The following is a 22616-nucleotide window of genomic DNA, read 5'->3' on the forward strand; positions in this document are numbered from 1 at the left end:
TCAGCAAGTTCGGGGGGAAAGGCGGAACTGCGTATCTCCTGAATTCTGATAGGAATTCAGGGCGCGCCACAAGTATCACCAAAACGGTGACATCAAAATTCATTACGATCCCGGAATAAACTTCGACATCATGTCAAGTTTTATGAAGTACAATTATTTCAGTCAATTACCAATTCCACTCTCTATCCAGCAATTGGCGTGCTCTTCCGCAACCCTTTGAGCGATTTGTGGATATTCGTCCCCAAACAACTTCTCGTGACCGTGAGCCTATAGTATGAAGGACTTGCGACTCGATGTCGCGAGTAGGAGACAATTGATGGCGATTCCAAAAGTGCAGCGCCAGGCGCTGACGCTCGAACGGCTCCACCTTTTGCTTGATCCGGGCCGCGTCTATTACCGGCCAGTCGTGTTCGACATCCTGCAGCGCGCCGATGTCGCCGAGCTCAAGGCGCTCGTGGTTGGCGCAAAGGAACTCAAGGCCGAATATGGCGACCTGGACGGCATCATCAAAGCTGCCGAAGGGGCGATGCGAAAAGCTTCGACGTGATCACCGAACGGGCCGATCTATCGCTGCCCGTTCGCTATTCCGGTCTCGACGACATCCTGAAGCGGGTTCCAGTGAGCGTGGTCTGGGAGATCACGCTCGCCTGCGACCTTGCCTGTCAGCATTGCGGCTCGCGCGCCGGTCGGCGGCGGCGCGATGAGCTGACGACGGCCGAGGCGCTCGATCTGGTCGATCAGATCGCCGAGCTTGGCGCGCGCAGTGTCGGCCTGATCGGCGGTGAGGCGTATCTCCGCAAGGACTGGCTGCAGATCATCGCTGCGATCCGCGCCGCCGGCATGGAGTGCGATCTCCAGACCGGCGGGCGCAACCTGAGCGACGAACGCGTGGCGCAAGCCGCCGCGGCTGGCCTTAACGCGGTCGGGATTTCCATCGACGGGATCGGCGCGACGCATGACCGGCTGCGCGGCGTTATCGGCTCGTTCGAGATGGCGCTCGCGGCGATGCGCAATGTTCGGGCGCATGGGCTCGAAGTCGGCGTCAACACCCAGATCAATGCGCTCACTCTGCACGAGTTGCGCCCGCTGATGGACATCATCATCGAAGCCGGCTGCCATAACTGGCAACTCGCAATCACTACGGCGATGGGCAATGCCGCCGATCATCCCGACATGCTGCTTCAGCCCTGGCAGATGATGGAGGTTTTGCCGCTGCTTGCCGAGCTTGCCAGCGAGGGCCGGGAGCGGGGGCTGTTCCTCCAGCCGGCGAGCAATATCGGCTATTTCGGGCCGCATGAATCCCGCCTTCGCAATGTGATGAACGAGGAAATCCATTTCCACGGCTGCAACGCCGGCGACACGGTGATGGGGATCGAGGCCGATGGCACGATCAAATCCTGCCCGGGCCTGCCGAGCCCCTATGCGGGCGGCAATATCCGCGACCGGCGGCTGCGCGACATCTGGGAGAATGCCGAGCCGATGGCGTTCAACCGGCGGCGCACGGTTGAGGATCTGTGGGGCTATTGCCGGACCTGCTATTATGCCGAGACGTGCCTGGCCGGTTGCACCTGGACGGCACATGCGTTGATGGGGCGCGCCGGCAACAACCCGATGTGCCACCATCGCGCCCTTGATTTCGACGCCCGCGGGCTGCGCGAGCGGCTGGTGAAGGTGAAGGACGCCGAGGGGCGATCCTTCGACCATGGCGAATTCGAAATCATTGTCGAGCCAGTCGACCATGCGGCGCTCGCCGATGGCTGAGGCTGGACGAATCCCGGTTCCGCTGCGCCTGTGTCGGGGGTGCCGCCACTTTGTCCGTATCGAAAACGAGCTGTGCGATTTCTGCGGTGGCGATCTGGCGGCGCTGGAAGCCGCCCATGCGGAGACCGTTGCCGAAATTCGCGCGGCGACGGCGGCGTTGCGCGCGGCGATCGCGGCGAAGAGGGTTGAGATGGGGGGCGCTGCCGAGGCGCGCTGATCATTGCTTCTTCGGCAGCTTCGCGATCTCATCGAGCAAAGCGTCGATGCGCCGCTCGAGCTCCGGTCGTGCGTTCGGATAGTCGTCGTTGACCGAAGGGGTCGCCTCCCAATCCCGTGTCGGCCGGGTTGCAAGCTTCACCGGCAGCGGATTGAAGATGACGACGATGTCAGCCTTTCGGAGATCCGCCGGCGCCAGTTTGCGCAGCGGATCGCGCGCGGGGTCGATGCCATCGGTGGTCATGCTCGCTCGCGCAGCTGCTGAAAGATGCTCGGCCGGTGTGATGCCGCGCGAGAATGCGATTGCCGGGATGTGCCGCTCCGCGGCGCGTTTGCGGAAAAGCTCCCGCGCGAGTGCGCTTTTGACTGTGCCATATTGGCAGACGAACAGCACCCGGACCGGCGCTGGTTGGACTTTCGCGCTGCTGCTGCTCGACAGGCCGGCAAGTGCCAGGACAATCAACAACTTCGAAGCAAGGCCACGGCGCGTGAGTGTCGAAGCGGATCGAGGCGATTTCGAAATGGGCATGCGGCGTCCTTGGGGAAAGCGGACGCGATACTTCGGCATGTCGCCTCATGGGGTGATCGCGGTCCCCATCGGGCGATACAATCGTCTTTGCGGTTCGCTGTCAACGATATCGCGGCTTGTGGGCACCCTCCTTCCCCACTCCTCTCAGGAGAGGGGCAAGCTGCGCAGCAGCGCGGGGTGAGGTTGAGGTGGGGACCGCTCGTGCTCGCGCTTTACGCCGCCGGCAGCGGCTCCAATATCCCATAAGGATCATCCCCCGCCGCGCGCCTGACTTCTTCGATCAGCCAGTCGCGGAAGGCGCGGACCTTGGGGAGGTTGCGCTTGTGCTCCGGGTAGACCAGCCAGAAGGCGTTGCCGTAGTTCGCCACGTGCTCAAAGGGCTGCACCAGAAGGCCGGCGTCGATCGCCGGCTGGAACATGGGCGGGCTGAGGATCGCGATGCCGTGGCCGGCGATCGCCGCGTGCCCGTCAAGCACCTGCGATTCGAAGCGGATTCCGGTGCGGGTGGGGCCGCGGCCGTCGACGGCCAGGGACTCGAACCAGAGATCCCACCAGTCATCCTCGGGCGAGATGCGGACGGCGGCGTGCAGATCGGCGGGGGCCTCGAGCTTGTGGGTCGCCAGGAAGCTGGGGTTCGCCAGCGGCGTCACCGGCATGCGCATGAGGAAATGCGACACCAGGCCAGGCGCCGGAGCGGCCAGGCCGCGAATGCCGACATCGAATTCGCTCGAGGCGAGATCGACCATCTGGTCGGTCACGTCGAGGCGCACGGCGAGATCGGGGCGAATGATGTGGAAATCGCCCAGCCTGCCGGCGAGCCAGTTGGTCGCGAAGGTGCGCGGCGCGGTGATGGCGAGCACCGAGGCATTCTCGGCCCGCGCGATGGCGAAGGCTTCGCCGAGCGCGGCGAACGCATCCGTGACTCGCGGCGCGATGCGGCGGCCGAGATCGGTCAGCTCCATGCAGCGCCCTTTCCGGATGAACAAGGGCGCGCCCAGACGCTCCTCGAGCAGCTTCATCTGATAGCTCACCCCGGCCTGGGTCATGCCCAGCTCCTCGGCGGCGCGGCTGAAATTCTCATGGCGCGCGGCTGCCTCAAAAGCGCGGACGGCAGATAGCGGTGGGATCGGTGGCATGGGCAATATATAAGTACAGCTTGTAAGTTGCGTCCATCGCTTTGTTGGTAACTCAGGCCGCGCCGCGTCAAAAAAGCGTTGTCGATCCCGACAAGCAAAGGATGCCAAGGCCATGTTGAAATTGATGATCCCCGCGCTTCTGCTGAGCGCTTTTGTTCCGACCGTCGCGGTTGCGCAGGAGAAGGGCGACGTCGCTATCCACGTCGCCTATCGCGACCTCGACCTGCGGAGCCCGGCCGGCGTGAAGCAGCTGGACCGGCGACTCCAGCACGCCATTGCCGAGGTCTGCCCCGACTACCCCATGACCGACCTGACCCGCCAGCGCGTGGTCGAGACGTGCCGGGCGGAGAAATGGGCGGCCGTCGCGGATCAGCGCGCCACGGTGTTGCTGTATAGCGGGCGCGGCGATGCCCAAGCGGCAACGATAAGCGCCGCCCGATAATGATTGGAGGACGCGCGACCCTGCGGACGGGCTTGTTACCCGGACGCGGGTCGTCGCTCCAAACCGCAAGCCAGGCTGATATATGGCGAGGCCGCCCGGCTGGCCTGGAAGGCTCTGCCGGCAGGCGGGCCGGTTCAAATCGGGCGCGGGATGGTTTAGCCGCCGCGAGCCTGACCCCCAACAGGAGAAGCAATATGCCCAGCACAGCGGAAAAGCGCGCCAGTTTTCGTGCGCTCCATGCCCAAGGGTTTTTCATCCTTCCCAACGCTTGGGACGGCGGGAGCACGCGGCGCCTGACCGCGCTCGGCTTCAAGGCGATCGCCTCGACCAGCGCCGGTGCGGCATGGGCAGCGGGCGTGAACGATGGCGAGCTCAGCCGCGACGCGGTGCTGGAGCATCTTCGCCTGCTCGTCGCGGCAACCGATCTGCCGATCAATGCGGATTTCGAGAATGGTTTCGCCGATGCGCCCGAGCAGGTCGCCGCCAATGTCGCACTGGCGATCGATACCGGCGTTGCTGGCATCTCGATCGAGGACTGGTCCGGTAGTGCGATGTACGACACAAGCCTTTCGGTCGAGCGCCTGGCGGCTGCCCGTGCGGCGATCGACGCGGTCGACCCCGCCGTGATGCTGATCGGCCGCAACGAGAATTTCCGCGTGCCCGACATGCCGGTCGCGGAGAGTATCAGGCGGGCGGTCGCCTATGCCGAGGCCGGTGCGGACTGCCTGTTCGTCCCCTTCATCCTCGACCGCGGCGCCGTGGCCGAGCTGGTCGCGGCGGTGGCACCCAAGCCGGTGAACGTGGTGGTGCATCGCTATGACGAGAGCATCGCTGAGTATGCGGCGCTGGGGGTGAGGCGGTGCAGCCTTGGTGGGAGTTTGGCGAAGATTGTGTGGGATGCTTTTGATGTGGCGGCGCGGGCGGTGAAGGCTTGCGAGAGCGGTGCCGCGGCCATGACCGCAGTGATATCCGAAGACAAATAGACTCGACGAAGTTCCAGCCGGATCGTGCCAAGCTTCCATTGGCGTGGCGGCCCAAGAACCGGTTGCGACCGTCCATGACCGGAGTAGAGTCCACGTGATGAATGAAGCTCGATTATCCTGGTCCAGCCACCACGTTGCGCTGGAACGCCTGTTCTCCTGTACCGAGCCCCTCAACGCAGTGGCCCGCGGGAGGTGTTGATTGGCCTGATCCTGTTGCCGCAGGCCATTCAGGTAGCGCAAATGCCTCGGTTCATGCCGCCCGTGACACAAAGCATCAGATGTTTGGGGGTGGACGAGCACGATCGCCCACAGACGCTGATTCTCGTCTCACGATGGATTGAAGCTGAGGACCGGACGGCGGTTTTCGTCCAGGAGGATTCGAGTGGGACGTTGAAAGAGGGTGACTGGATCGAGAACCAGAGTTCAGCCTACAAGGATAGCGACCGCAAATACGGGATCGCCTTGGCTTGGGACGACACCCAATTTTCCAAGCATGTCGGCGACCAATATGTCCGTATTACTCTTCAAGAGCATGGGATCGATTCAGCTTCTGTGCTTTATGTATCCCGTCGTTATTCKGATTACGAGCAGACGACCGAGCGATATTCCAATAAGGGTTTTATCAATTTAGTGGGGCACTGCACTTTGTTCGTTGGCAGCGAAAAGCGAAATTCCCAGAATATGCCGCAATTGGGCCCTGTGCCTAGGTAAGTCGGATATCGTGGCATTTCCGTTGGAGCCCGACGCCCACATCATGCGATTGTAGACGATCGGGAAGCAGGGGGACGACACGCATGCTGAAGACAATCGATCGCAGCCTGGCAGGCCTGCTTCTCCTCGGCGCTATAGGCCACACCTTCGGGGTGATGCAGTTCTATGCGGGGCAGCCGATGATCCTGTTCTGGTCGCTCGCGGCCGGCGCACTCACCTTCCTGCTTGCGGCGCTGAATTTCCTGCGCGCGGGGCGGCCCGGGGATCGGGCGCTCGCCTGGGTGACGCTGACGGGGACGCTTTGCCAGTTGGTGATCACGCTTCGGTTCGGGGTGTTGATCGGCGACATGCTCGATCCGCGGGTGATCTTCTTTTCGGTCGTGTGTGTTGGGTTGGGGGTGTTCGGGTTGCGGAGTGCGTTCGGGCGGGCGTGAGTGTGGCTGCCGTGCCTGCCGTGTCGGGATTGGTGGTGATCGAGATGGCATCGGTGGGGCCAGGGCTTCCCGCTCCAAGCCCCTCTACCACCCGCTGAAGAAGCGGGCGGTCCCCCTCCCCGAGCGAGCTCGGGGAGGAACTGGAAGGATCGCGGCTGCGCCTCTCTCGCGATGCCAGGAGGAAGGCGCCCAACCCGTCGCAAATATCACCCGATCGATCACTGATCGCGGTTTAATGCATTTCCTCGATTTGAGTGGGCGTGGCATGAAGCGCCAACACCAAAAAGCGAGGAGATACTGAAATGGACGCAAAGACGAGCGGCGATCCGCTGAGCTGCCCGATGAAGGACCCCGCTGCGCTCCGATCGCTGCTTGGGCGGACCAATCGGGATTGGTGGCCGAACCAGCTTTCGCTCGAGATTCTCCAGCAAAATGGCCTGTCGTCGAATCCGATGGGCGACGATTTCGATTATGCGGCCGAGTTCAAGACGCTCGATTATGCCGCGATGAAGCGCGACCTGACTGCGCTGATGACCGACAGCCAGCCCTGGTGGCCGGCCGATTATGGGCATTACGGCCCCTTCTTCATCCGCATGGCGTGGCACAGCGCCGGCACCTATCGCACCGGCGACGGGCGCGGCGGGGCCTCTTCGGGATCGCAGCGGTTCGCGCCGCTCAACAGCTGGCCGGACAATGCCAATCTCGACAAGGCGCGGCGGCTGCTCTGGCCGATCAAGCAGAAATATGGCCGCAAGCTGAGCTGGGCCGATCTGCTGATTCTCGCGGGCAATGTCGCGATCGAGTCGATGGGCGGGCCGGTGTTCGGTTTCGGCGGCGGCCGCGAGGATGTGTTCGAGCCTGAGAAGGACATTTACTGGGGCACCGAGGAACAATGGGTCGGCCATCCCGAGAACCAGACCCGCATTCAGCCCGAGCGCGAGATGGTGCTGGAGAATCCGCTCGCCGCGATCCAGATGGGGCTGATCTACGTCAATCCCGAGGGGCCGGGCGGCAACCCCGATGCACTCCAGTCGGGCCGCGACATTCGCGAGACCTTTGCGCGGATGGGGATGAACGACGAGGAGACAGTCGCGCTGGTCGCGGGCGGGCATACGTTCGGCAAGGCGCATGGCGCCGGCGATGCGTCGAAGGTCGGCGCCGAGCCCGAGGGTGCGGATATCGCGCAGCAGGGGCTTGGCTGGCAGAGCGGGCACGAATCGGGGATCGGCGACCATACCATCACCAGCGGCATCGAGGGCGCGTGGACGCCGACGCCGGTGAAGTGGGACATGAGCTTTTTCCACATGCTGCTCGACTATGAATATGAGCTGGTGCGGAGCCCGGCTGGCGCCAAGCAGTGGCAGCCGGTCAACCAGAGCCCTGAGGATCTGGCGCCCGGCGCGCACAGCCCCGAACGGCGGCTGCCGACGATGATGACGACCGCCGACATGGCGATGAAGGTCGACCCGGCCTACCGCGCGATCACTGAGCGGTTCCGGAACGATCCGGCTGCGTTCGGCGATGCCTTTGCGCGGGCGTGGTTCAAATTGTGCCACCGCGATATGGGGCCGAAGGCGCGCTATCTCGGGCCCGAGGTGCCGGCTGAGGACCTGATCTGGCAGGACCCGATCCCCAAGGCCGATTATGCGACGATCGATAGCGGCGATGTGGCTGGGTTGAAGGCCAAGATCCTGGATTCGGGGCTGAGCGTTGGCGAGCTGGTGTCGACTGCTTGGGCCTCCGCTTCGACCTATCGCGGATCGGATCATCGCGGTGGGGCGAATGGCGGGCGGATCCGGCTTGCGCCGCAAAAGGACTGGGACGTCAATGAGCCGGCGAAGCTGGCGCGGGTGCTCGAGGTGTATGAGGGCATCAAGCGGGACTTCGATGGGGCTGGCGGCAAGAAGGTGAGCATTGCCGACCTGATCGTGCTGGGCGGATCGGCTGCAGTCGAGAAGGCGGCGAAGGATGCCGGCCAGGAGGTGACGGTGCCGTTCACGCCGGGGCGGACCGACGCGAGCGCCGAGCAGACCGATGTGGCCAATTTCGAGGTGCTCGAGCCCAAGGCTGACGGGTTCCGCAATTATCTGTCGGTGCGGTTCAGCGTGCCGACCGAGGAGCTGCTGCTGGATCGGGCTCAGCTGCTCGGGCTGAGCGTGCCTGAGATGACCGTGCTGGTGGGCGGCCTGCGGGTGCTGGGCGCCAATCACGGCGGATCGAAGCACGGCGTGCTGACGGATCGGCCGGGGCAGCTGACCAACGACTTCTTCGTCAACCTGCTCGATATGGGCACGGCGTGGAAGGAAGTGGACGAGGCCGGCGACGAGGAGTTCGTCGGCACCGACCGCCGCAGCAACGAGCAGAAATGGACGGCGACGCGGACTGACCTGGTGTTCGGCTCGAACTCGCAGCTTCGGGCGGTGTCCGAAGTCTATGCGGCGAGCGATGCCGGCGGGAAATTCGTCAGGGATTTCGCCGCCGCCTGGACCAAGGTGATGGACGCGGACCGGTTCGACCTGCGCGGCTGACACCCTCGACTTCCCCGAGCGCACGCGCTCGAAGGCCGCCGGCGTTCCCCCTTCGCCGGCGGCCTTTTTCTTTGCAGCGGGCGGGCGCGCCGAATTAGAGGGTGGCAGGCCTTCGCTTCAGCAACGCGGTCCGCAGGCACGAGCAGACTTCCTCGTCCCGCTGGTTGAGCATGCGGTGGCGGAAGGTCACCAGCCCGGCGTCGGGGCGGGACTTGCTGTCGCGCAACTCCACCACATCGGTCTCGCCGCGCAGGGTGTCGCCGATAAAGACGGGCTTCGGCATCACCAGCTTGTCGTAACCGAGGTTCGCCACCAGCGTGCCCAGCGTCGTCTCGCCGACCGAGATCCCCACCATCAGCGCGAAGGTGAAAGTGCCGTTGACGACGATCCGGCCGAACTCGGTGCCAGCGGCGTATTCGGCATCGAGATGCAGCGGCTGCGGATTATGGGTGAGCGTCGACATCAGCAGATTGTCGGTCTCCGTCACCGTGCGGCGGAGTTCGTGGACGATCCGGTCGCCGACCTGCCACTCGTCATAATAGCGGCCGGCCATCAGCCGATCCCGCCCAGGCTGCGGCCGGCGGTCCAGCCCCCATCGGCGGGCAGGACGACGCCCGACACATAGCGCGCATAAGGCGAGGCGAGGAACAGGCAGACGTCCGCCACATCGTCCACCGTGCCCATCCGCCCGAGCGGCACCGCTTTGGCCGAGCGCGCCTTGGCCTCGGGCGTTGGTGCGAGCCGCTCCATCCCTTCGGTCCCCTCGATCGGCCCCGGCGACACCGAGTTCACCCGAATCCCTTCCGGCCCCCATTCGATCGCCAGCGTCTTGGTGATCATGTCGACCCCGGCCTTGGCCGCGCAGACATGGACCTGCATTGCCGTCGCGATAAAGGCCTGGGGCGCCGAGATGTTGATGATGCTCGCGCCGGGTTTGGTGAGGTGCTCATAGGCGGCGCGCATGACGTGGAAGGTGCCGAGCGTGTCGATCTCGGTAACCGCCTTGAAGCCGTTCGAGCTCAGCATTGCGGCAGGCACGGGGAAGTTGCCCGCAGCGCCTGAGACCAGCACGTCGATCGTGCCGCGCTTCTCGCGGAAATCGTCGATCGCCGCCTTCACCGCATCATAGTTGCGCACGTCGAGGCTGTAGCCGAGCGCCGGCGTCTCGCCCGAAAGCGCGGCGACGGCGGCGTCGACCTTGTCCTGGCTGCGGCTGGCGACCGCCAGCTTGGCGCCGTGCCGCGCAAAGGCCTTGGCGATGCCGAGGTTGATCCCGCTCGTCCCGCCAAAGACCATTACGGTCTTGCCGGTGAAATCGAAGCCGTCGGCCATTGCCCTCTCCCTTATTCTTGTTCGAGCTGCAGCTTGAACCCGGTATGGCTCTTGTTCCAGCCCATCCGTTCATAGAAGCGATGGGCATCGAGCCGGGTCGCCTTCGACGTCAGCTGCGCCATATGGCAGCCACGCTCGCGGCAGCGCTCGACCGCCCATTCGATCATCTGACGGCCAATGCCCTGGCTGCGCAGATCGCTGGCAACGCGAACCGCCTCGATCTGCCCGCGCCAGCCGCCGCGAAAGGCGATCCCGGGCAGGAAGCTGAGCTGCATCGTGCCGACCACACGGCCGTCCAGCTCGGCGACGATCTGCAGCTGGTTGGGATCGGCGGAGATGGTCTCGAATGCGGCGAGATAGCGCGGATCGAGCGGCAGGCGCGCATCTTCGCGGTCCTTGCCATACTCGTCATCCGCCAGCATCGCGACGATGGCCGGGAGATCGGCGGCGGTCGCCTCGCGGAAGATCAGGTCGCTCATTCGGCCCGCTCGATCTTGGCGAGAACGGCGCCCTCATTCACCTGGCCGCCGGTCTCCGCGTTCAGTTCAGCGACAACGCCGTCGAACGGCGCGACAAGGCTGTGCTCCATCTTCATCGCCTCGAGCGTAAGCAGCTTCTGGCCCTTGGTGACCGTAGCGCCTGTCGCGACATCGACGGCGATGATGCGGCCCGGCATCGGGGAGAGGATAGCGCCGTCGGCGGTTGCAGCGGTCGCGCCCGCCCCAGCCGAACCCATATACCGCACATAATGCGGCCCAAAGCTCGAGTCGTCCGATACCCAGATGGCGTCGCCCTCCACGTCATAATATTCCGGCTCCACCGGCCCGGTTTTATCCAGGTCGATGTCKGTCGGTTCGCCATCGACCGCGAGCCTCACGACCCTTTTCGCAGCGCCGTTGAGGCGAAAGCCGAACAACGGATTCCATTGAGTCGAGGAGCTCGCGACCCATTCGCGGCGGCCCGTGCCGGACAATATCGGCCGCTCCATGGGCGGGTCGTCCGGGCGGGCGAGCCACAAAAGGGCACCCGCCGAGAGAAGGCGGTCATCCGGTTCGTCGCGAGAAACGAGGCTTTCGAGGTGACGGTCGATAAAGCCTGTATCCAGCTTCGCTTCGGCGAACGCCGCCGTTGAAAGCGCGCGTGCGAGAAATACGGCGTTGGTTTTCACCGGCCGGATTTGGATTTTAGCGCATCCTCTAGCGAGCTTCTCTCTCGCATCGTCGCGCGTGGACCCGTGCGCGATGATCTTGGCGATCATGGGGTCGTAGAAGGGGCTGATCGTCGCCCCCTCTCCGACACCGGTTTCGACACGCAGGTCATACGGCAGGGAAAATGATTCAAGTTTCCCGATCGACGGCAGAAATCCTGCCGCGGGATCCTCGGCGTACAGCCGGGCCTCGATTGCCCAGCCACGGATAAAGAGCTCATCCTGCCGCCTTGGCAACGGCTCGCCTGACGCAACCCGCAATTGCCACTCGACCAGGTCCTGCAGCGTGATCTCCTCGGTAACCGGATGCTCGACCTGGAGCCGGGTGTTCATCTCCATGAACCAGATGCGATCCGCCCTCAGGCCCTCGCTCGCATCGGCAATGAACTCGATCGTGCCGGCACCGACATAATCCACCGCCTTCGCCGCCTTCACTGCAGCCGCGCAGATCGCTTCCCGCGTCGCCTCGTCCATGCCCGGGGCAGGGGCCTCCTCGATCACCTTCTGGTGGCGGCGCTGCAGCGAACAGTCGCGCTCGAACAGATGGACGACATTGCCGTGGGTGTCGCCGAACACCTGCACCTCGATATGGCGCGGCGAGAGGATGTATTTCTCGATCAGCACCTGGCTGTTGCCGAACGACGAAGCCGCTTCGCGCTGGCACGAGAGCAGCGCATCGGCAAAATCGGCGGGATCGTCGACCCGCCGCATGCCCTTGCCGCCACCGCCCGCAACCGCCTTGATCAGCACCGGGTAACCAACCTTCGCAGCTTCGGCGGCGAGGCGCTCGGGTGCCTGATCTGCGCCGAGATAGCCCGGCGTCACCGGCACGCCGGCCGCTATCATCCGCTCCTTGGCTGCGTCCTTCAGGCCCATCGCGCGGATGCTGGAAGGGTTGGGGCCGACCCAGATAATCCCGGCGTCGATCACTGCCTGCGCGAAATCGGCATTTTCGGAGAGGAAGCCATAGCCTGGGTGGATCGCCTCGGCCCCGGTTGCCTTGGCCGCGGCGATGATCTTCTCGCCCACCAGATAGCTCTCGCGCGCCGGGCTCGGGCCGATATGCACTGCCTCATCGGCCTGGCGAACATGCAGCGCCTTGGCGTCCGCATCCGAGTAGACCGCGACCGTGCGGATGCCGAGCTCGCGGGCAGTGCGGATGATCCGGCACGCGATCTCGCCGCGATTGGCGATGAGGAGGGATTTCAGCAAGTCAGGCTCCGCAACCTATGGTCCGCTGCGACCAGGTGATGTTGAGGATCTTCCAGCTGCCATTCTCCCGGACGAGATCGAAATGGTCGACGCCGCAATGCTGCGCCTTGCCGTCGACAAAGAAGGTGTAGGCGCCCCAGACCATGGCGATGTCGCCATCGACCTCGACCGCGGGGTCAGTCAGCCGCTCCTCATATTTCTCCGGGCCTGGCTTGATGCCGGCGGTGAATTCGGCCCAGCTCAGATGACGGACGGCATGGCTGCCATCGGCCTTCTCGACAGCGATGGTCGCGCCGCCATCAGTGCGAAGCTGCGCGCTGATCGCCGCCGCGTCCCGTGCGGCGAGCCCCGCGAACAGGCGATCGACTGGCGCCATCACCGCTGCCGTGTCGACGTCCGCAAGGGGGAGGCCGGTTCCCTTGGGCATCGGCTGCATCGGGGTAATCTGCGCGGCGAGAAGAAGCGAAAGGATCAGGGACATTGAGTATCTCCATCTAAATCCTCCCCGGAACGGGGAGGGGGACCATCCGAAGGATGGTGGAGGGGCTGGTCAGGCGCGACCCTAGCAACGATGTAGGCGATCACGGCCGCCACATCCTTAAGAACCGCAGTTGCCGGAATCCGGATGACACGAACGCCTTCCCGATTCAGCCAGGCATCTCGCACCCGATCTTTCTCAGGCTGGTCCCCACGCCCATGCACCTCTCCGTCGATCTCAACGGCGAGCTTCGCGCTCGCGCAGAAGAAATCGACGACATATTTCCCTGCCGGATGCTGGTTGCGAAACTTCAATCCGGCTGGGCGTTTCCGCAACTCCCTCCACAGGATGACCTCAGGCAGCGTCATCTCCTGGCGGAGACGCCGGGCAAGGCGGACGGTCTGAGCAGGCCCGGTCAGCACGTCCCAAGCCCCTCCACCATGCTTCGCATGGTCCCCCTCCCCGTTCCGGGGAGGACCAGAAACGTCACGCTCTGCATCACATCCGGAACACACCGAACTGCGGCCGTTCCGGCACCGGTGCGTTGAGCGCCGCCGCAAAGGCTAGCCCCAGCACATCGCGCGTCTGTACCGGATCGATAATCCCATCATCCCAGAGCCGCGCGGTGGCGTGCCAGGGATTGCCCTCATCCTCATATTTCTGGCGGATCGGCGCCTTGAAGGCTTCGGCCTGTTCCTCGGTCCAGCTCTCCGCATCGCGGTGGACCGTAGCGAGCACCGAGGCGGCCTGCTCGCCGCCCATCACGCTGATCCGGCTGTTGGGCCACGAGAACAGGAAGCGCGGCGAATAGGCCCGCCCGCACATGCCGTAATTGCCGGCGCCGAAGCTGCCGCCGATCAGCACGGTGATCTTGGGCACGCTCGCGGTCGCGACCGCAGTGACGAGCTTGGCGCCGTGCTTGGCGATGCCCTCCGCTTCGTAGCGGCCGCCTACCATGAAGCCCGAGATGTTCTGGAGGAACAGCAGCGGAATGCGCCGCTGGCAGGCGAGCTCAATAAAGTGCGCGCCCTTCACGGCGCTCTCGCTGAACAGCACGCCGTTATTGGCGAGGATCGCGACCGGAATGCCCCAGATATGCGCGAAGCCACAGACCAGCGAGCTGCCGTAAAGCGCCTTGAACTCATGAAACTCGCTGCCATCCACCAGACGCGCAATCACCTCATGCACATCATAGGGCGCCCGAACATCGCTCGGCACGATGCCGTACAGGTCCTCCGCATCGAACTTCGGCGGGCGCGGCTCCTTGAGGTTCACGTCAGCCATCACCTGGGGCGCCAGCGTCGAGACGATATCGCGCACGATCGTCAGCGCATGCTCGTCATTCTCCGCGACATGATCGACCACGCCCGATTTGCGGCCATGCGTGTCGGCACCGCCAAGCTCCTCCGCCGAGATCACCTCGCCAGTGGCAGCCTTCACGAGGGGCGGGCCAGCGAGGAAGATCGTGCCCTGGTTGCGCACGATCACGCTCTCGTCGGACATTGCCGGCACATAGGCGCCGCCCGCGGTGCAGCTTCCCATCACACAGGCGATCTGCGGGATGCCCTTGGCTGACATGGTCGCCTGGTTGAAGAAGATCCGCCCGAAATGGTCGCGGTCGGGGAAGACCTCATCCTGGTGCGGCAGGTTCGCGCCGCCGCTGTCCACCAGATAGATGCAGGGCAGGTGATTGGCCTCGGCGATCTCCTGCGCGCGCAGATGCTTCTTCACCGTAAGCGGATAATAGGTCCCGCCCTTCACCGTCGCATCGTTGCAGACGATCATGCACTGCCGCCCGGAAACCCGACCGATGCCGGCGATCATCCCCGCGCCCGGCACCTCGCCGTCATACAGGTCGAACGCTGCTAGCTGGCCGATCTCCAGGAATGGCGAGCCGGGGTCGAGCAGCCGCTCAACCCGGCCGCGGGGCAGCAGTTTGTTGCGCGAGACGTGTCGTTCGCGACTTTTCTCGGTCCCGCCCAGAGCCGCCCTGGCGACGTCGGCGCGCAGTCGCTCGGCAAGGGCACGGTTATGCGCTGCGTTGGCACGGAAGGTGTCGCTCTCGGCGACCAGCTTGGTGTCGAGCACAGGCGCGCTCATGATTGCATCCTCATCCCGGCACTGCCTAACCAGCGTCGCCGCGAATGGGAAGCGAAGCAGCCGCCCATTGGCTTCGCCCAACGATGCTCAACGCGGCAGACAGGTATCTGGCGTTACCAAAAACGCAAGTGTATTCCACGCGCCATACACCCTTGAGAGGTCATTCCATGAAGCGTTCCACGATCCTGCTCGCTGCCTTGCTCGCCACCACCGCCTGTACGCAATCGACCAGCAGCCAGCCGGCCGGGAGCCTGGCTGGGGTGGATCAGAGCCTGATCGACAAGTCCGTGAAGCCGGGCGACGATTTCAACGCCTATGCGAGCGGCGCCTGGGCCGCGAAGACCGAGATTCCCGCGGACCGTTCATCCGTCGGCGTTGGCTTTGACGTGTTCAAGGTTGCCGAGGCGCGCAACCGTGAGCTGATCGAGGGCGCGGCCAAGGCCAATGCGGCGGCTGGAACCGATCAGCGCCGGATCGCCGACTATTATGCGGCCTATACCGATACCGCCGGCATCGAGAAGCGCGGCATGGCGCCGATCAAGCCTCAGCTCGATCAGATCGCGGCGTTGAAGGACAAGGCGGCGCTTTCCGCATTGTTGGGCGCCACCATGCGTGCCGACACCGATCCGCTCAATGCGAGCAACTTCCAGACCGAGAATCTGTTCGGCCTGTTCGTCACTCAGGACCTGAACCGGCCCGACGTGACGATCCCCTATCTCATGCAGGGCGGCCTCGGCCTGCCTGATCGCGACTATTACGTGTCGGCCAAGCCCGAAATGGCGGAACTGCGCACGGCCTATCGGGCTTATGTCGAGAAGCTTCTCACGCTCGCGGGCATTCCTGATGCGGCAGCGCGCGCTGACCGGATCATGGCGCTCGAGATGAAGATCGCAAACGCCCATTACGACATCATCGCGAGCCAGGACGCGCATAAGGCGCAGAGCTGGAAGCGCGGCGATTTCGCGAAGAAGGCGCCCGGGATCGACTGGAACGCCTATTGGAACGCAGCCGGCCTGCCGGCGCAGCAGGATTTCTCGGTCTGGCAGCCAGAGGCGATTACGAAGCTGGCGTCGCTGGTCGCGAGTGAGCCGATGCAGTCCTGGCAGGACTGGCTGACCTTCCACCAGATCAACCAGGTCACCTCTGTGTTGCCCAAGGCGATCGACGATGCCGCCTTCGCTTTCTACGGCACCACGGTGAATGGCACGCCGGCACAACAGCCACGCGACAAGCGGGCTATCGCCGCGGTCAACGGCGCGCTCGGCGACGCGGTCGGCAAGATCTACGTCGAGAAATTCTTCCCCGCCTCCTCGAAGACCGAGATTCAGGGGATGGTGAAGAACATCGTCGCTGCGTTCGACACGCGCCTCGCGGCGCTGCCGTGGCTCGCCCCGGCGACCAAGGAGGAGGCGCGCAAGAAGCTGAAGGTGCTGATCGTCGGCGTCGGCTATCCCGACACATGGCGGGACTATAGCAGCCTGGAGGTCCGCGCGGACGATCCGGTCGGCAATCTCCAGCGCGCGCGCCTCGCCGAATATCGCCACCAGATCGGCAAGATCGGCAAGCCGGTCGATCGCAATGAGTGGTGGATGACGCCGCAGACGGTGAATGCCGTCAACCTGCCGGTGCAGAATGCGCTCAACTTCCCGGCCGCGATCCTCGAGACGCCCTATTTCAATCCGAAGTTCGATGCGGCGTCGAATTATGGCGCGATCGGCGCGGTGATCGGCCACGAGATCAGCCACAGCTTCGACAATCTCGGCGCCGATTTCGATTCAGCCGGCAGGCTGCACAATTGGTGGACGGCCGCGGATCTCAAGCATTTCGAGGAAGCCGGCGCTGCGCTGGCTGCGCAATATGACGGCTATGAAGCGTTTCCCGGCCTGCATCTCAACGGCAAGCAGGAGCTTGGCGAGAATATCGCCGACGTCGCCGGCCTGACCGCGGCCTATGAGGCCTATCGCAAATCGCTCAACGGCAAGGAAGCGCCGGTGATTGACGGGCTGACCGGGGATCAGCGCTTCTTCCTCGCCTTCGCCCAAAGCTGGCGTACCAAGATGCGCGACAAGGCGCTGCGAGCCCGGGTCGCGACCGACGTGCACGCGCCGGCCATGTGGCGCGTGCAGACGGTGCGTAACCTTGACGCCTGGTATTCCGCGTTCAACGTGCAGGCAGGACAGAAACTCTATCTCGCGCCCGATAAGCGCGTACACGTCTGGTGAATCAAACGGAGGGCGAATCATGCTGCTGATCGGACAATATGATTCGCCCTTCGTCCGCCGCGTCGCGGTGACGCTCAAGCTATATGGCTTTGCCTATGAGCATGCGCCGCTGTCGACCTTTGGCGATGCCAACGAGATCGCGCGCCACAATCCGCTGCGGCGCGTGCCCACGCTCGTGTTCGATGACGGCGTGGTGATGGTCGACAGCGGCGCGATCATCGAAATTCTCGACGAGATGGTCGGCCCGGACAAGGCGTTCCTCGGCCGGCACGGCGACGATCGGCGCGCGATGCTCAGATGGTGCGGCTTTGCATGCGGCGCTGCCGAAAAGGGCGTGAGCCTGGTCTATGAAGGCGCCTTTCGCGAAGGCCTGCCGATGTGGGTGGAGCGGTGCAGGGCTCAGGTGATCGATACGCTCGACCTGCTCGAACGCGAACGCGCCGCCGCAAAAGGTCCGTGGCTGCTCGGTGAGACGATGTGCCATGCCGATATCCTGCTCGGTACGATGGTGCGCTTCATCTCGGAAGCGCTGGCCGGGCAGTTCGTGATGGACGGCTGGGCGGCACTCTCCCGCCACTCCGAAGCTTGCGAAGCGCTGCCGGAATTCGCGGCGGCATACCAGGCATTTGGCCTTACACCGCCAGGGCAGAACTGACCCCGATTTACGCGGAATTGGCGGGGCCGGCGCTTGCGATCGCAAGGGGTTAAGCCTATCTTTCGCCAATCGGTCGTCCATGAGAGTCGCGCCCATGTACCGCGTTGCCGCCACAGCCCTTCTCATCATCGCCGCCACGCCTGCCGCCGCGGCACCGCCCAGGGACGATGCGCGTGCGGCGCTCGCGGTCGCGGGCAATCCGATGGTCGACAAGATGGTCGCTGACCGGCTCGCCGCCGTCACCCATGCGCTGCTGGATCTGCGCGTTGACGGCGTCCTCCGCGCCGCCGATCCGGTTCATGCCGGCGATCCCGGCGCGCCTCGCACTCTCCGCGATATGGTGACACGGGACGATCCGGATGCTGAACGGCGCATGGTGGAGCAAACCGATCGCGCAGTCGCGACAGTCGGCCGTGCCGCGCGCGCAACCGACAAGCTGATCCCGCAGATCGAGGCCCTACGCGATACGTTCGTGGAAGCCCTCAACGACGATCCGCACTGATCGCCGGCATTGCGAGCCCCCGCCGGACGCGTGGATTAGGCAGCAGTATCGGAACCGCGTACTGACTCGCGTCATGAAGGATCATGAGAGCGATGCAGGAGGCACCGGCGAGCCGGTGTCACAACGGCAGGTCAAGGCGGCCGGTATAAACTTCCGCATCAATGAGGCGGGGCCGCGCGACGGACCGGCCATCATCCTGCTGCATGGATTCCCCGAATCCGCGCGCGCCTGGCGCAAGCTGATGGACCCGCTCGCGCGAAAGGGTTTTCGGGTCATCGCCCCCGATATGCGTGGCTATGGCGGGAGCGATGCTCCGGAGGGCATCGAGCCGTACGCCCTCGGCACGCTGGCGGCCGACATCCCGGCGCTTGCCGACGCGCTCGGCATCGCGGGCTTCGTGCTGGTCGGTCATGACTGGGGCGGCATCATTGCCTGGGCGGTCGCCGCTGCTTACCCGGATCGCGTCGACCGGCTGATCATCCTCAATGCGCCGAATCCCGGCATTTTCGGCCGAACGGCGCGCCGCTATCCGTTGCAATTGTTGCGCAGCTTCTATGTCGGCGTCTTTCAGCTTCCCCGCCTGCCTGAGCGCCTTCTCTCCGCGAACAATTTCAGCCGCTTGCGAAAGACGCTGATCCGCTCCGCCCGGCCGCTCATATTCAGCGAGAGCGAGCTGGCCGCCTATGTCGAGGAGTGGTCCCAGCGGGGGCGGCTCATCGCGATGCTCAATTACTATCGCGCGCTGCGCCTGCCGCAGCCTCGGCCCGGCCCGATCTCGATGCCGACCCTGATCCTGTGGGGCCGACGGGATTCCTTCCTCCTGCCGGCCCTGGCGGACGAATCCGCCCGCACCTGCCTCGACGGTCGCATCCGATGGTTCAACGACGCCACGCACTGGCTGCATCACGAGCAGCCGCGTCAGGTCGCAACCGAGATCGCCGCCTTCGCGTCCGGCGGGAAATAGCGGCATTTCCCACTCCTGGCGCGCCCAGGATAGCGCTGATCGCCGCTCGTCCAGAGGCCCTGCGCGAGCCCTCAAGGCGGCCATAAGCGACTGCGTCGCGATTCCAGGGTTGCATCGATTCACCGGAACAGATGCACAGCCCAACAGAAAGGCGGGAACGGGAAAGCACCATTTTGGTTGCACCTGTCGTCAATCATAAGGGAGAACCTGATGTCGCCGTCTTTAACGAAACTTGCCCCCATGGCCGTGATCATGGTCGGAGCGCTTGGCCTGGGTGGCTGTGCCACCAAGAGCTATGTGCGCGAGCAGATCGCTCCCGTGAGCCAGCGCGTCGATACGCTTGAGACGAGATTGGCGGAGACCGACAGCACGGCGAAGTCGGCATTGGCACAGGCGCAGGCAGCATCAGGCGCGGCGCAGAATAACGGTCAGCGTCTGGATCAGCTCAGCGCCCGTGTGGACGGCGTCGAGCAGCGCATGGTGGAAAATCAGCGGAAGCGGCCTCGCAATTGACGCCGCACATTGGTAAATGCTGATCCTATTGTGATTTCCAGCATCGGCCGCTTCTCAGGGCGACGACTGCTTAATGTCGAGCCCTACAAGCGATGATCAATGTCCTTCTGGCGATTGCCGGACTCGCGTTGCCCGTGCCCGTACAGGCGCAGGTTGCTGTTCCCACGCACGCGCCAGCCAAGAAGCATGTTCAGGAAAAGCGCGCTCAACGGCCAAAACCCAAGCCGTCAAAGCCGAAAAGCGTGGAAGCTGATGCAATGGTCCAATCGGCGGCGGCAATGCGCGTCGCCGATTGGATCGCCGCATCGGGGGACAATGGTCCGCTGCCCTATATCATCATCGACAAACCCAATGCTGCGCTCTTCCTGTTCGACGCGAAGGGGAAACTGCTCGGCACGGCGCCGGTTCTGATCGGCGTCGCCGTCGGAGACGAGGCAACGCCGGGCGTCGGCAGCAAGAACCTCGCCGAGATCGGTCCCGCTGAGAAGACCACGCCTGCCGGCCGCTTCCTTGCAAAATTTGGATTGGCCGCCGGAAAGCAGAAAGTGCTCTGGGTCGATTACGCCACGTCCGTTGCGCTCCACGGGATCCCGCCAGGGGCCAGCAAGAAGGAGCGACGCCGTCAGCGGATGCTGTCGCCGACCAGCGAAGACAACCGCATTACCTTTGGCTGCATCAACGTGCCCGACAGTTTTTACAGCAAGAGCGTGGCGCCGCGTTTCCAGAGGAAGGGCGGATATGTCTATATCCTGCCCGACACCAAACCGATCGAGACGGTCTTCCCGAGCCTGTTCGCCCAGCCCCAACAAATGGCCGCCCGCCCTGAAAGCGCGGAGCCGGTGGCGCAGGCGGACAGCGGTCAGACGGCGAACCCATAGGCGCTAAGCTGCCGGGTCAGCCGCGATAGGGCGATCCATCCGGATATTTATAGTCACGCTCGGGCGCCTCGGCCTCGCTCGGTGCGTCGCCTGGCGAGTCTTCGCCCTTATCGCGCTCGTCCTCGACGCTTTCCGGGATGAGATCGTGTCTCGCCCGTTCATCACTGGGCAGCGGATGATGGCCGGCCTTGGCTTTGTCCTGCATCGGATCCTCCTCTCGACCGCCTGAGCCTGACGATCAGGCGAGCTTGAAGCCTTCCTTGTTCGCCTGCGCGGTCAGTTTTGCATTGCCGGCTTCGCCAAGAGCCGCGTGGAGCGGCGGGAAGATCGCATCCTCCTCCTCGCGGATATGGTCCTCGATCTGGGCACGAAACTCCTCGACCTTTTCCAGGAACGCGGGCGTGCCATTATCCATCTCTTCCAGATCATAGAGATACTGCTTCACATACCCGTGATCGTGGTTGAGCTTGTCGGCATCCGCTTTGTCGCCCCAGGCGCGAAGCGCGGCGTAGATGACATTTTCCTCAGTGAAGGCGTGCTTGCCCAAAGCGTGTTTCAGCTGGGTCAGCAGCGCACTGCGCTTCGCCGTCTCGCTGTCTTCAGTTGCCTGGATCTGATCGAACAGCGCCAGCGCAAGCTTGTGCTCGACCTTCAGGCCTTCCAGCCAGTCTCCGGCAAGGGCGGTAGGCGCCTGCACCACCACCTTTCGTCCGAAATTGACGGCAAGTCCCGTCACCAGGCCGGCGGCAGCCGCGCCCACCAGAGATGCGGCGCGCCCAGTAACCGCTGACTTGGCGGAGTCGAGCGCAGCGCCGGCGCCTTTACGCACCGTCTTTGGCGCGCCGGCCGCGATGCTGCGCGTCGAGGCAGTCCCGCTACGCACCGCACTCGCAACCCGTCGCCGCAGGCCCGCCGCGGGACGCGTTGCCGGCGCGGCGGCCTTGGCGATCGGCTCGATCACGGTTGCCGCGGCTGCCTCGACTGCTTCCGTCACGGGGGCGGCGGTCTCGGCAACTTTTCTCGCGACTGAGCTACGCGACGCGGAAGCGCGCTTCGGCGCGGCCGCGGGAGCGCTCGCTCCGTCGGACTTGCCGGTGGAAGCCCGGCGCCGCGGCTTGGGTGCGGAATTCTTCGCCTTTTCAGCAACCGCTGCATCGAGCTTCGCTCGGTCATTGCCCACACGCTCGATCAGCGCCTGCGCCTCCTTGCTGGTGATCCCGTGCCGCTCGGCGAAATACTCGACCTCATAAGTCTCATCGGCTGAAACCCGCGCACGATCGCGAGCACCGCGCTTGCTCTTGCTGTCAGGCATGATCCATCTCCCAGGCGTTTGCGACACAAAGCACGATGGAGAGGAGAGTTCCGTTAGCCGTACGCGGCAAAAAAGCGCGCGTTACAGCATATGCCACTCGAACATTGCGTGTGACGTCTGGATGTGGGCGTGGAGCATATCGTCCCTGCCACCATCCCACATGTCGGATTGGAGGGTGTTGCTGAGAATGTTGCCGCCCAGCAGGAAGTCGCTCGCGCTCAGCGATGCCTCGGACACCCCAGCGAAGATCACCGAATCGCCGCCGCCCAGGGTGAGGATGGTGTTGCCGTTGCTTTCGGTCATCGCGGCCTGCACATCCTGCCAGGTCAGGCCGAACGCTGTGAGGTCGACCTTGTCGGTCCCCACGGCAAAGTCGACGATCTGGTCCATCTGGCCGCCATGTTCGAACACGAACGTGTCGGCGCCGAGCCCACCGGTCAGCTTGTCCAACCCGGTGCCGCCCTTGAGCGTATCGTCACCGCCTCCGGCGATGATCACGTC

At 64.3% G+C, this 22616-nt stretch carries 26 protein-coding genes; 14 read left to right on the forward strand and 12 right to left on the reverse strand.

Going from position 1 to position 22616, the window contains the following annotated elements:
* Positions 1-316 precede the first annotated feature (316 nt).
* From AC1DVS_RS26085 to AC1DVS_RS26095, 3 genes are read left to right on the forward strand one after another with little or no spacing between them, the layout of a single operon-like run.
* Positions 317-547, forward strand: coding sequence for a hypothetical protein (locus tag AC1DVS_RS26085; protein WP_478027424.1), 231 nt, complete (start codon positions 317-319; stop codon positions 545-547).
* A complete protein-coding gene (locus AC1DVS_RS26090; protein WP_478027425.1) occupies positions 544-1761 on the forward strand; it encodes a radical SAM protein in 1218 nt (405 codons plus the stop codon). Before AC1DVS_RS26085 ends, AC1DVS_RS26090 begins: the two co-directional genes overlap by 4 nt.
* A complete protein-coding gene (locus tag AC1DVS_RS26095) occupies positions 1739-1978 on the forward strand; it encodes a hypothetical protein (RefSeq protein WP_478027426.1) in 240 nt (79 codons plus the stop codon). The genes AC1DVS_RS26090 and AC1DVS_RS26095 overlap by 23 nt, the downstream gene beginning before the upstream one ends.
* On the opposite strand, the gene AC1DVS_RS26100 is transcribed toward AC1DVS_RS26095, so the two are convergent.
* Both AC1DVS_RS26100 and AC1DVS_RS26105 read right to left on the reverse strand, forming a co-directional pair.
* The gene (locus AC1DVS_RS26100) at positions 1979-2443 is read right to left on the reverse strand and encodes an arsenate reductase/protein-tyrosine-phosphatase family protein (RefSeq protein WP_478027427.1); all 465 of its coding nucleotides are present in this window, start codon (positions 2441-2443) and stop codon (positions 1979-1981) included. It abuts the gene before it with no gap.
* 275 nt (positions 2444-2718) lie between these two features.
* A complete protein-coding gene (locus AC1DVS_RS26105; RefSeq protein ID WP_478027428.1) occupies positions 2719-3642 on the reverse strand; it encodes a LysR substrate-binding domain-containing protein in 924 nt (307 codons plus the stop codon).
* Positions 3643-3754: 112 nt separating this feature from the next.
* On the opposite strand from AC1DVS_RS26105, the gene AC1DVS_RS26110 reads away from it, so the two are divergent.
* From AC1DVS_RS26110 to katG, 5 genes are all read left to right on the forward strand, one after another.
* The gene (locus tag AC1DVS_RS26110; RefSeq protein ID WP_478027429.1) at positions 3755-4084 is read left to right on the forward strand and encodes a UrcA family protein; all 330 of its coding nucleotides are present in this window, start codon (positions 3755-3757) and stop codon (positions 4082-4084) included.
* A gap of 194 nt (positions 4085-4278) precedes the next feature.
* Positions 4279-5067, forward strand: a complete 789-nt coding sequence (locus tag AC1DVS_RS26115) for an isocitrate lyase/PEP mutase family protein (RefSeq protein ID WP_478027430.1) — start codon at positions 4279-4281, stop codon at positions 5065-5067.
* Between the two features lie 195 nt (positions 5068-5262).
* Positions 5263-5778, forward strand: a complete 516-nt coding sequence (locus AC1DVS_RS26120; RefSeq protein WP_478027431.1) for a hypothetical protein — start codon at positions 5263-5265, stop codon at positions 5776-5778.
* A gap of 83 nt (positions 5779-5861) precedes the next feature.
* On the forward strand, positions 5862-6212 hold the full coding sequence (locus AC1DVS_RS26125) for a hypothetical protein (protein ID WP_478027432.1): 351 nt from the start codon (positions 5862-5864) through the stop codon (positions 6210-6212).
* A gap of 302 nt (positions 6213-6514) precedes the next feature.
* Positions 6515-8740 carry a catalase/peroxidase HPI gene (katG, locus tag AC1DVS_RS26130; RefSeq protein WP_478027433.1) on the forward strand — a complete coding sequence of 742 codons (2226 nt, stop codon included), beginning with the start codon at positions 6515-6517 and terminating at the stop codon, positions 8738-8740.
* Between the two features lie 94 nt (positions 8741-8834).
* On the opposite strand, the gene AC1DVS_RS26135 is transcribed toward katG, so the two are convergent.
* From AC1DVS_RS26135 to AC1DVS_RS26165, 7 genes are all read right to left on the reverse strand, one after another.
* Positions 8835-9293, reverse strand: coding sequence for a MaoC family dehydratase (locus tag AC1DVS_RS26135; protein WP_478027434.1), 459 nt, complete (start codon positions 9291-9293; stop codon positions 8835-8837).
* A complete protein-coding gene (locus tag AC1DVS_RS26140) occupies positions 9293-10072 on the reverse strand; it encodes an SDR family oxidoreductase (RefSeq protein WP_478027435.1) in 780 nt (259 codons plus the stop codon). The genes AC1DVS_RS26135 and AC1DVS_RS26140 overlap by 1 nt, the downstream gene beginning before the upstream one ends.
* 11 nt (positions 10073-10083) lie before the next feature.
* Positions 10084-10551 carry an N-acetyltransferase family protein gene (locus AC1DVS_RS26145; protein ID WP_478027436.1) on the reverse strand — a complete coding sequence of 156 codons (468 nt, stop codon included), beginning with the start codon at positions 10549-10551 and terminating at the stop codon, positions 10084-10086.
* Entirely contained in the window at positions 10548-12491 is a 1944-nt protein-coding gene (locus tag AC1DVS_RS26150; RefSeq protein ID WP_478027437.1) for an acetyl/propionyl/methylcrotonyl-CoA carboxylase subunit alpha, read from the reverse strand. Before AC1DVS_RS26150 ends, AC1DVS_RS26145 begins: the two co-directional genes overlap by 4 nt.
* Before the next feature lies 1 nt (position 12492).
* Entirely contained in the window at positions 12493-12972 is a 480-nt protein-coding gene (locus AC1DVS_RS26155) for a nuclear transport factor 2 family protein (RefSeq protein WP_478027438.1), read from the reverse strand.
* Positions 12963-13391 (reverse strand): endonuclease domain-containing protein, encoded by a 429-nt coding sequence (locus AC1DVS_RS26160; RefSeq protein ID WP_478027439.1) that lies wholly within the window; start codon positions 13389-13391, stop codon positions 12963-12965. The genes AC1DVS_RS26155 and AC1DVS_RS26160 overlap by 10 nt, the downstream gene beginning before the upstream one ends.
* Before the next feature lie 76 nt (positions 13392-13467).
* Positions 13468-15069 (reverse strand): carboxyl transferase domain-containing protein, encoded by a 1602-nt coding sequence (locus tag AC1DVS_RS26165; protein ID WP_478027440.1) that lies wholly within the window; start codon positions 15067-15069, stop codon positions 13468-13470.
* A 167-nt stretch (positions 15070-15236) separates the two neighbouring features.
* On the opposite strand from AC1DVS_RS26165, the gene AC1DVS_RS26170 reads away from it, so the two are divergent.
* The 6 genes from AC1DVS_RS26170 (at position 15237) to AC1DVS_RS26195 (ending at position 20803) form a co-directional block, all read left to right on the forward strand.
* A complete protein-coding gene (locus tag AC1DVS_RS26170) occupies positions 15237-17291 on the forward strand; it encodes a M13 family metallopeptidase (protein ID WP_478027441.1) in 2055 nt (684 codons plus the stop codon).
* A 19-nt stretch (positions 17292-17310) separates the two neighbouring features.
* Positions 17311-17946 (forward strand): glutathione S-transferase family protein, encoded by a 636-nt coding sequence (locus AC1DVS_RS26175; protein ID WP_478027442.1) that lies wholly within the window; start codon positions 17311-17313, stop codon positions 17944-17946.
* Between the two features lie 79 nt (positions 17947-18025).
* Positions 18026-18448 carry a hypothetical protein gene (locus AC1DVS_RS26180; RefSeq protein ID WP_478027443.1) on the forward strand — a complete coding sequence of 141 codons (423 nt, stop codon included), beginning with the start codon at positions 18026-18028 and terminating at the stop codon, positions 18446-18448.
* A 73-nt stretch (positions 18449-18521) separates the two neighbouring features.
* On the forward strand, positions 18522-19412 hold the full coding sequence (locus tag AC1DVS_RS26185; protein ID WP_478027444.1) for an alpha/beta fold hydrolase: 891 nt from the start codon (positions 18522-18524) through the stop codon (positions 19410-19412).
* 210 nt (positions 19413-19622) lie between these two features.
* The gene (locus AC1DVS_RS26190) at positions 19623-19925 is read left to right on the forward strand and encodes a hypothetical protein (protein ID WP_478027445.1); all 303 of its coding nucleotides are present in this window, start codon (positions 19623-19625) and stop codon (positions 19923-19925) included.
* A gap of 92 nt (positions 19926-20017) precedes the next feature.
* A complete protein-coding gene (locus tag AC1DVS_RS26195) occupies positions 20018-20803 on the forward strand; it encodes a hypothetical protein (RefSeq protein ID WP_478027446.1) in 786 nt (261 codons plus the stop codon).
* A gap of 16 nt (positions 20804-20819) precedes the next feature.
* On the opposite strand, the gene AC1DVS_RS26200 is transcribed toward AC1DVS_RS26195, so the two are convergent.
* The 3 genes from AC1DVS_RS26200 to AC1DVS_RS26210 all read right to left on the reverse strand — a co-directional run.
* Positions 20820-21008 (reverse strand): hypothetical protein, encoded by a 189-nt coding sequence (locus AC1DVS_RS26200; protein WP_478027447.1) that lies wholly within the window; start codon positions 21006-21008, stop codon positions 20820-20822.
* Between the two features lie 33 nt (positions 21009-21041).
* On the reverse strand, positions 21042-22115 hold the full coding sequence (locus AC1DVS_RS26205; RefSeq protein ID WP_478027448.1) for a hemerythrin domain-containing protein: 1074 nt from the start codon (positions 22113-22115) through the stop codon (positions 21042-21044).
* Positions 22116-22196: 81 nt separating this feature from the next.
* A partial coding sequence (locus AC1DVS_RS26210) for a M10 family metallopeptidase C-terminal domain-containing protein (protein ID WP_478027449.1) occupies positions 22197-22616 on the reverse strand: 420 nt, incomplete at its 5' end.

The sequence above is a fragment of the Sphingomonas sp. P3_C5 genome (assembly GCF_056402635.1).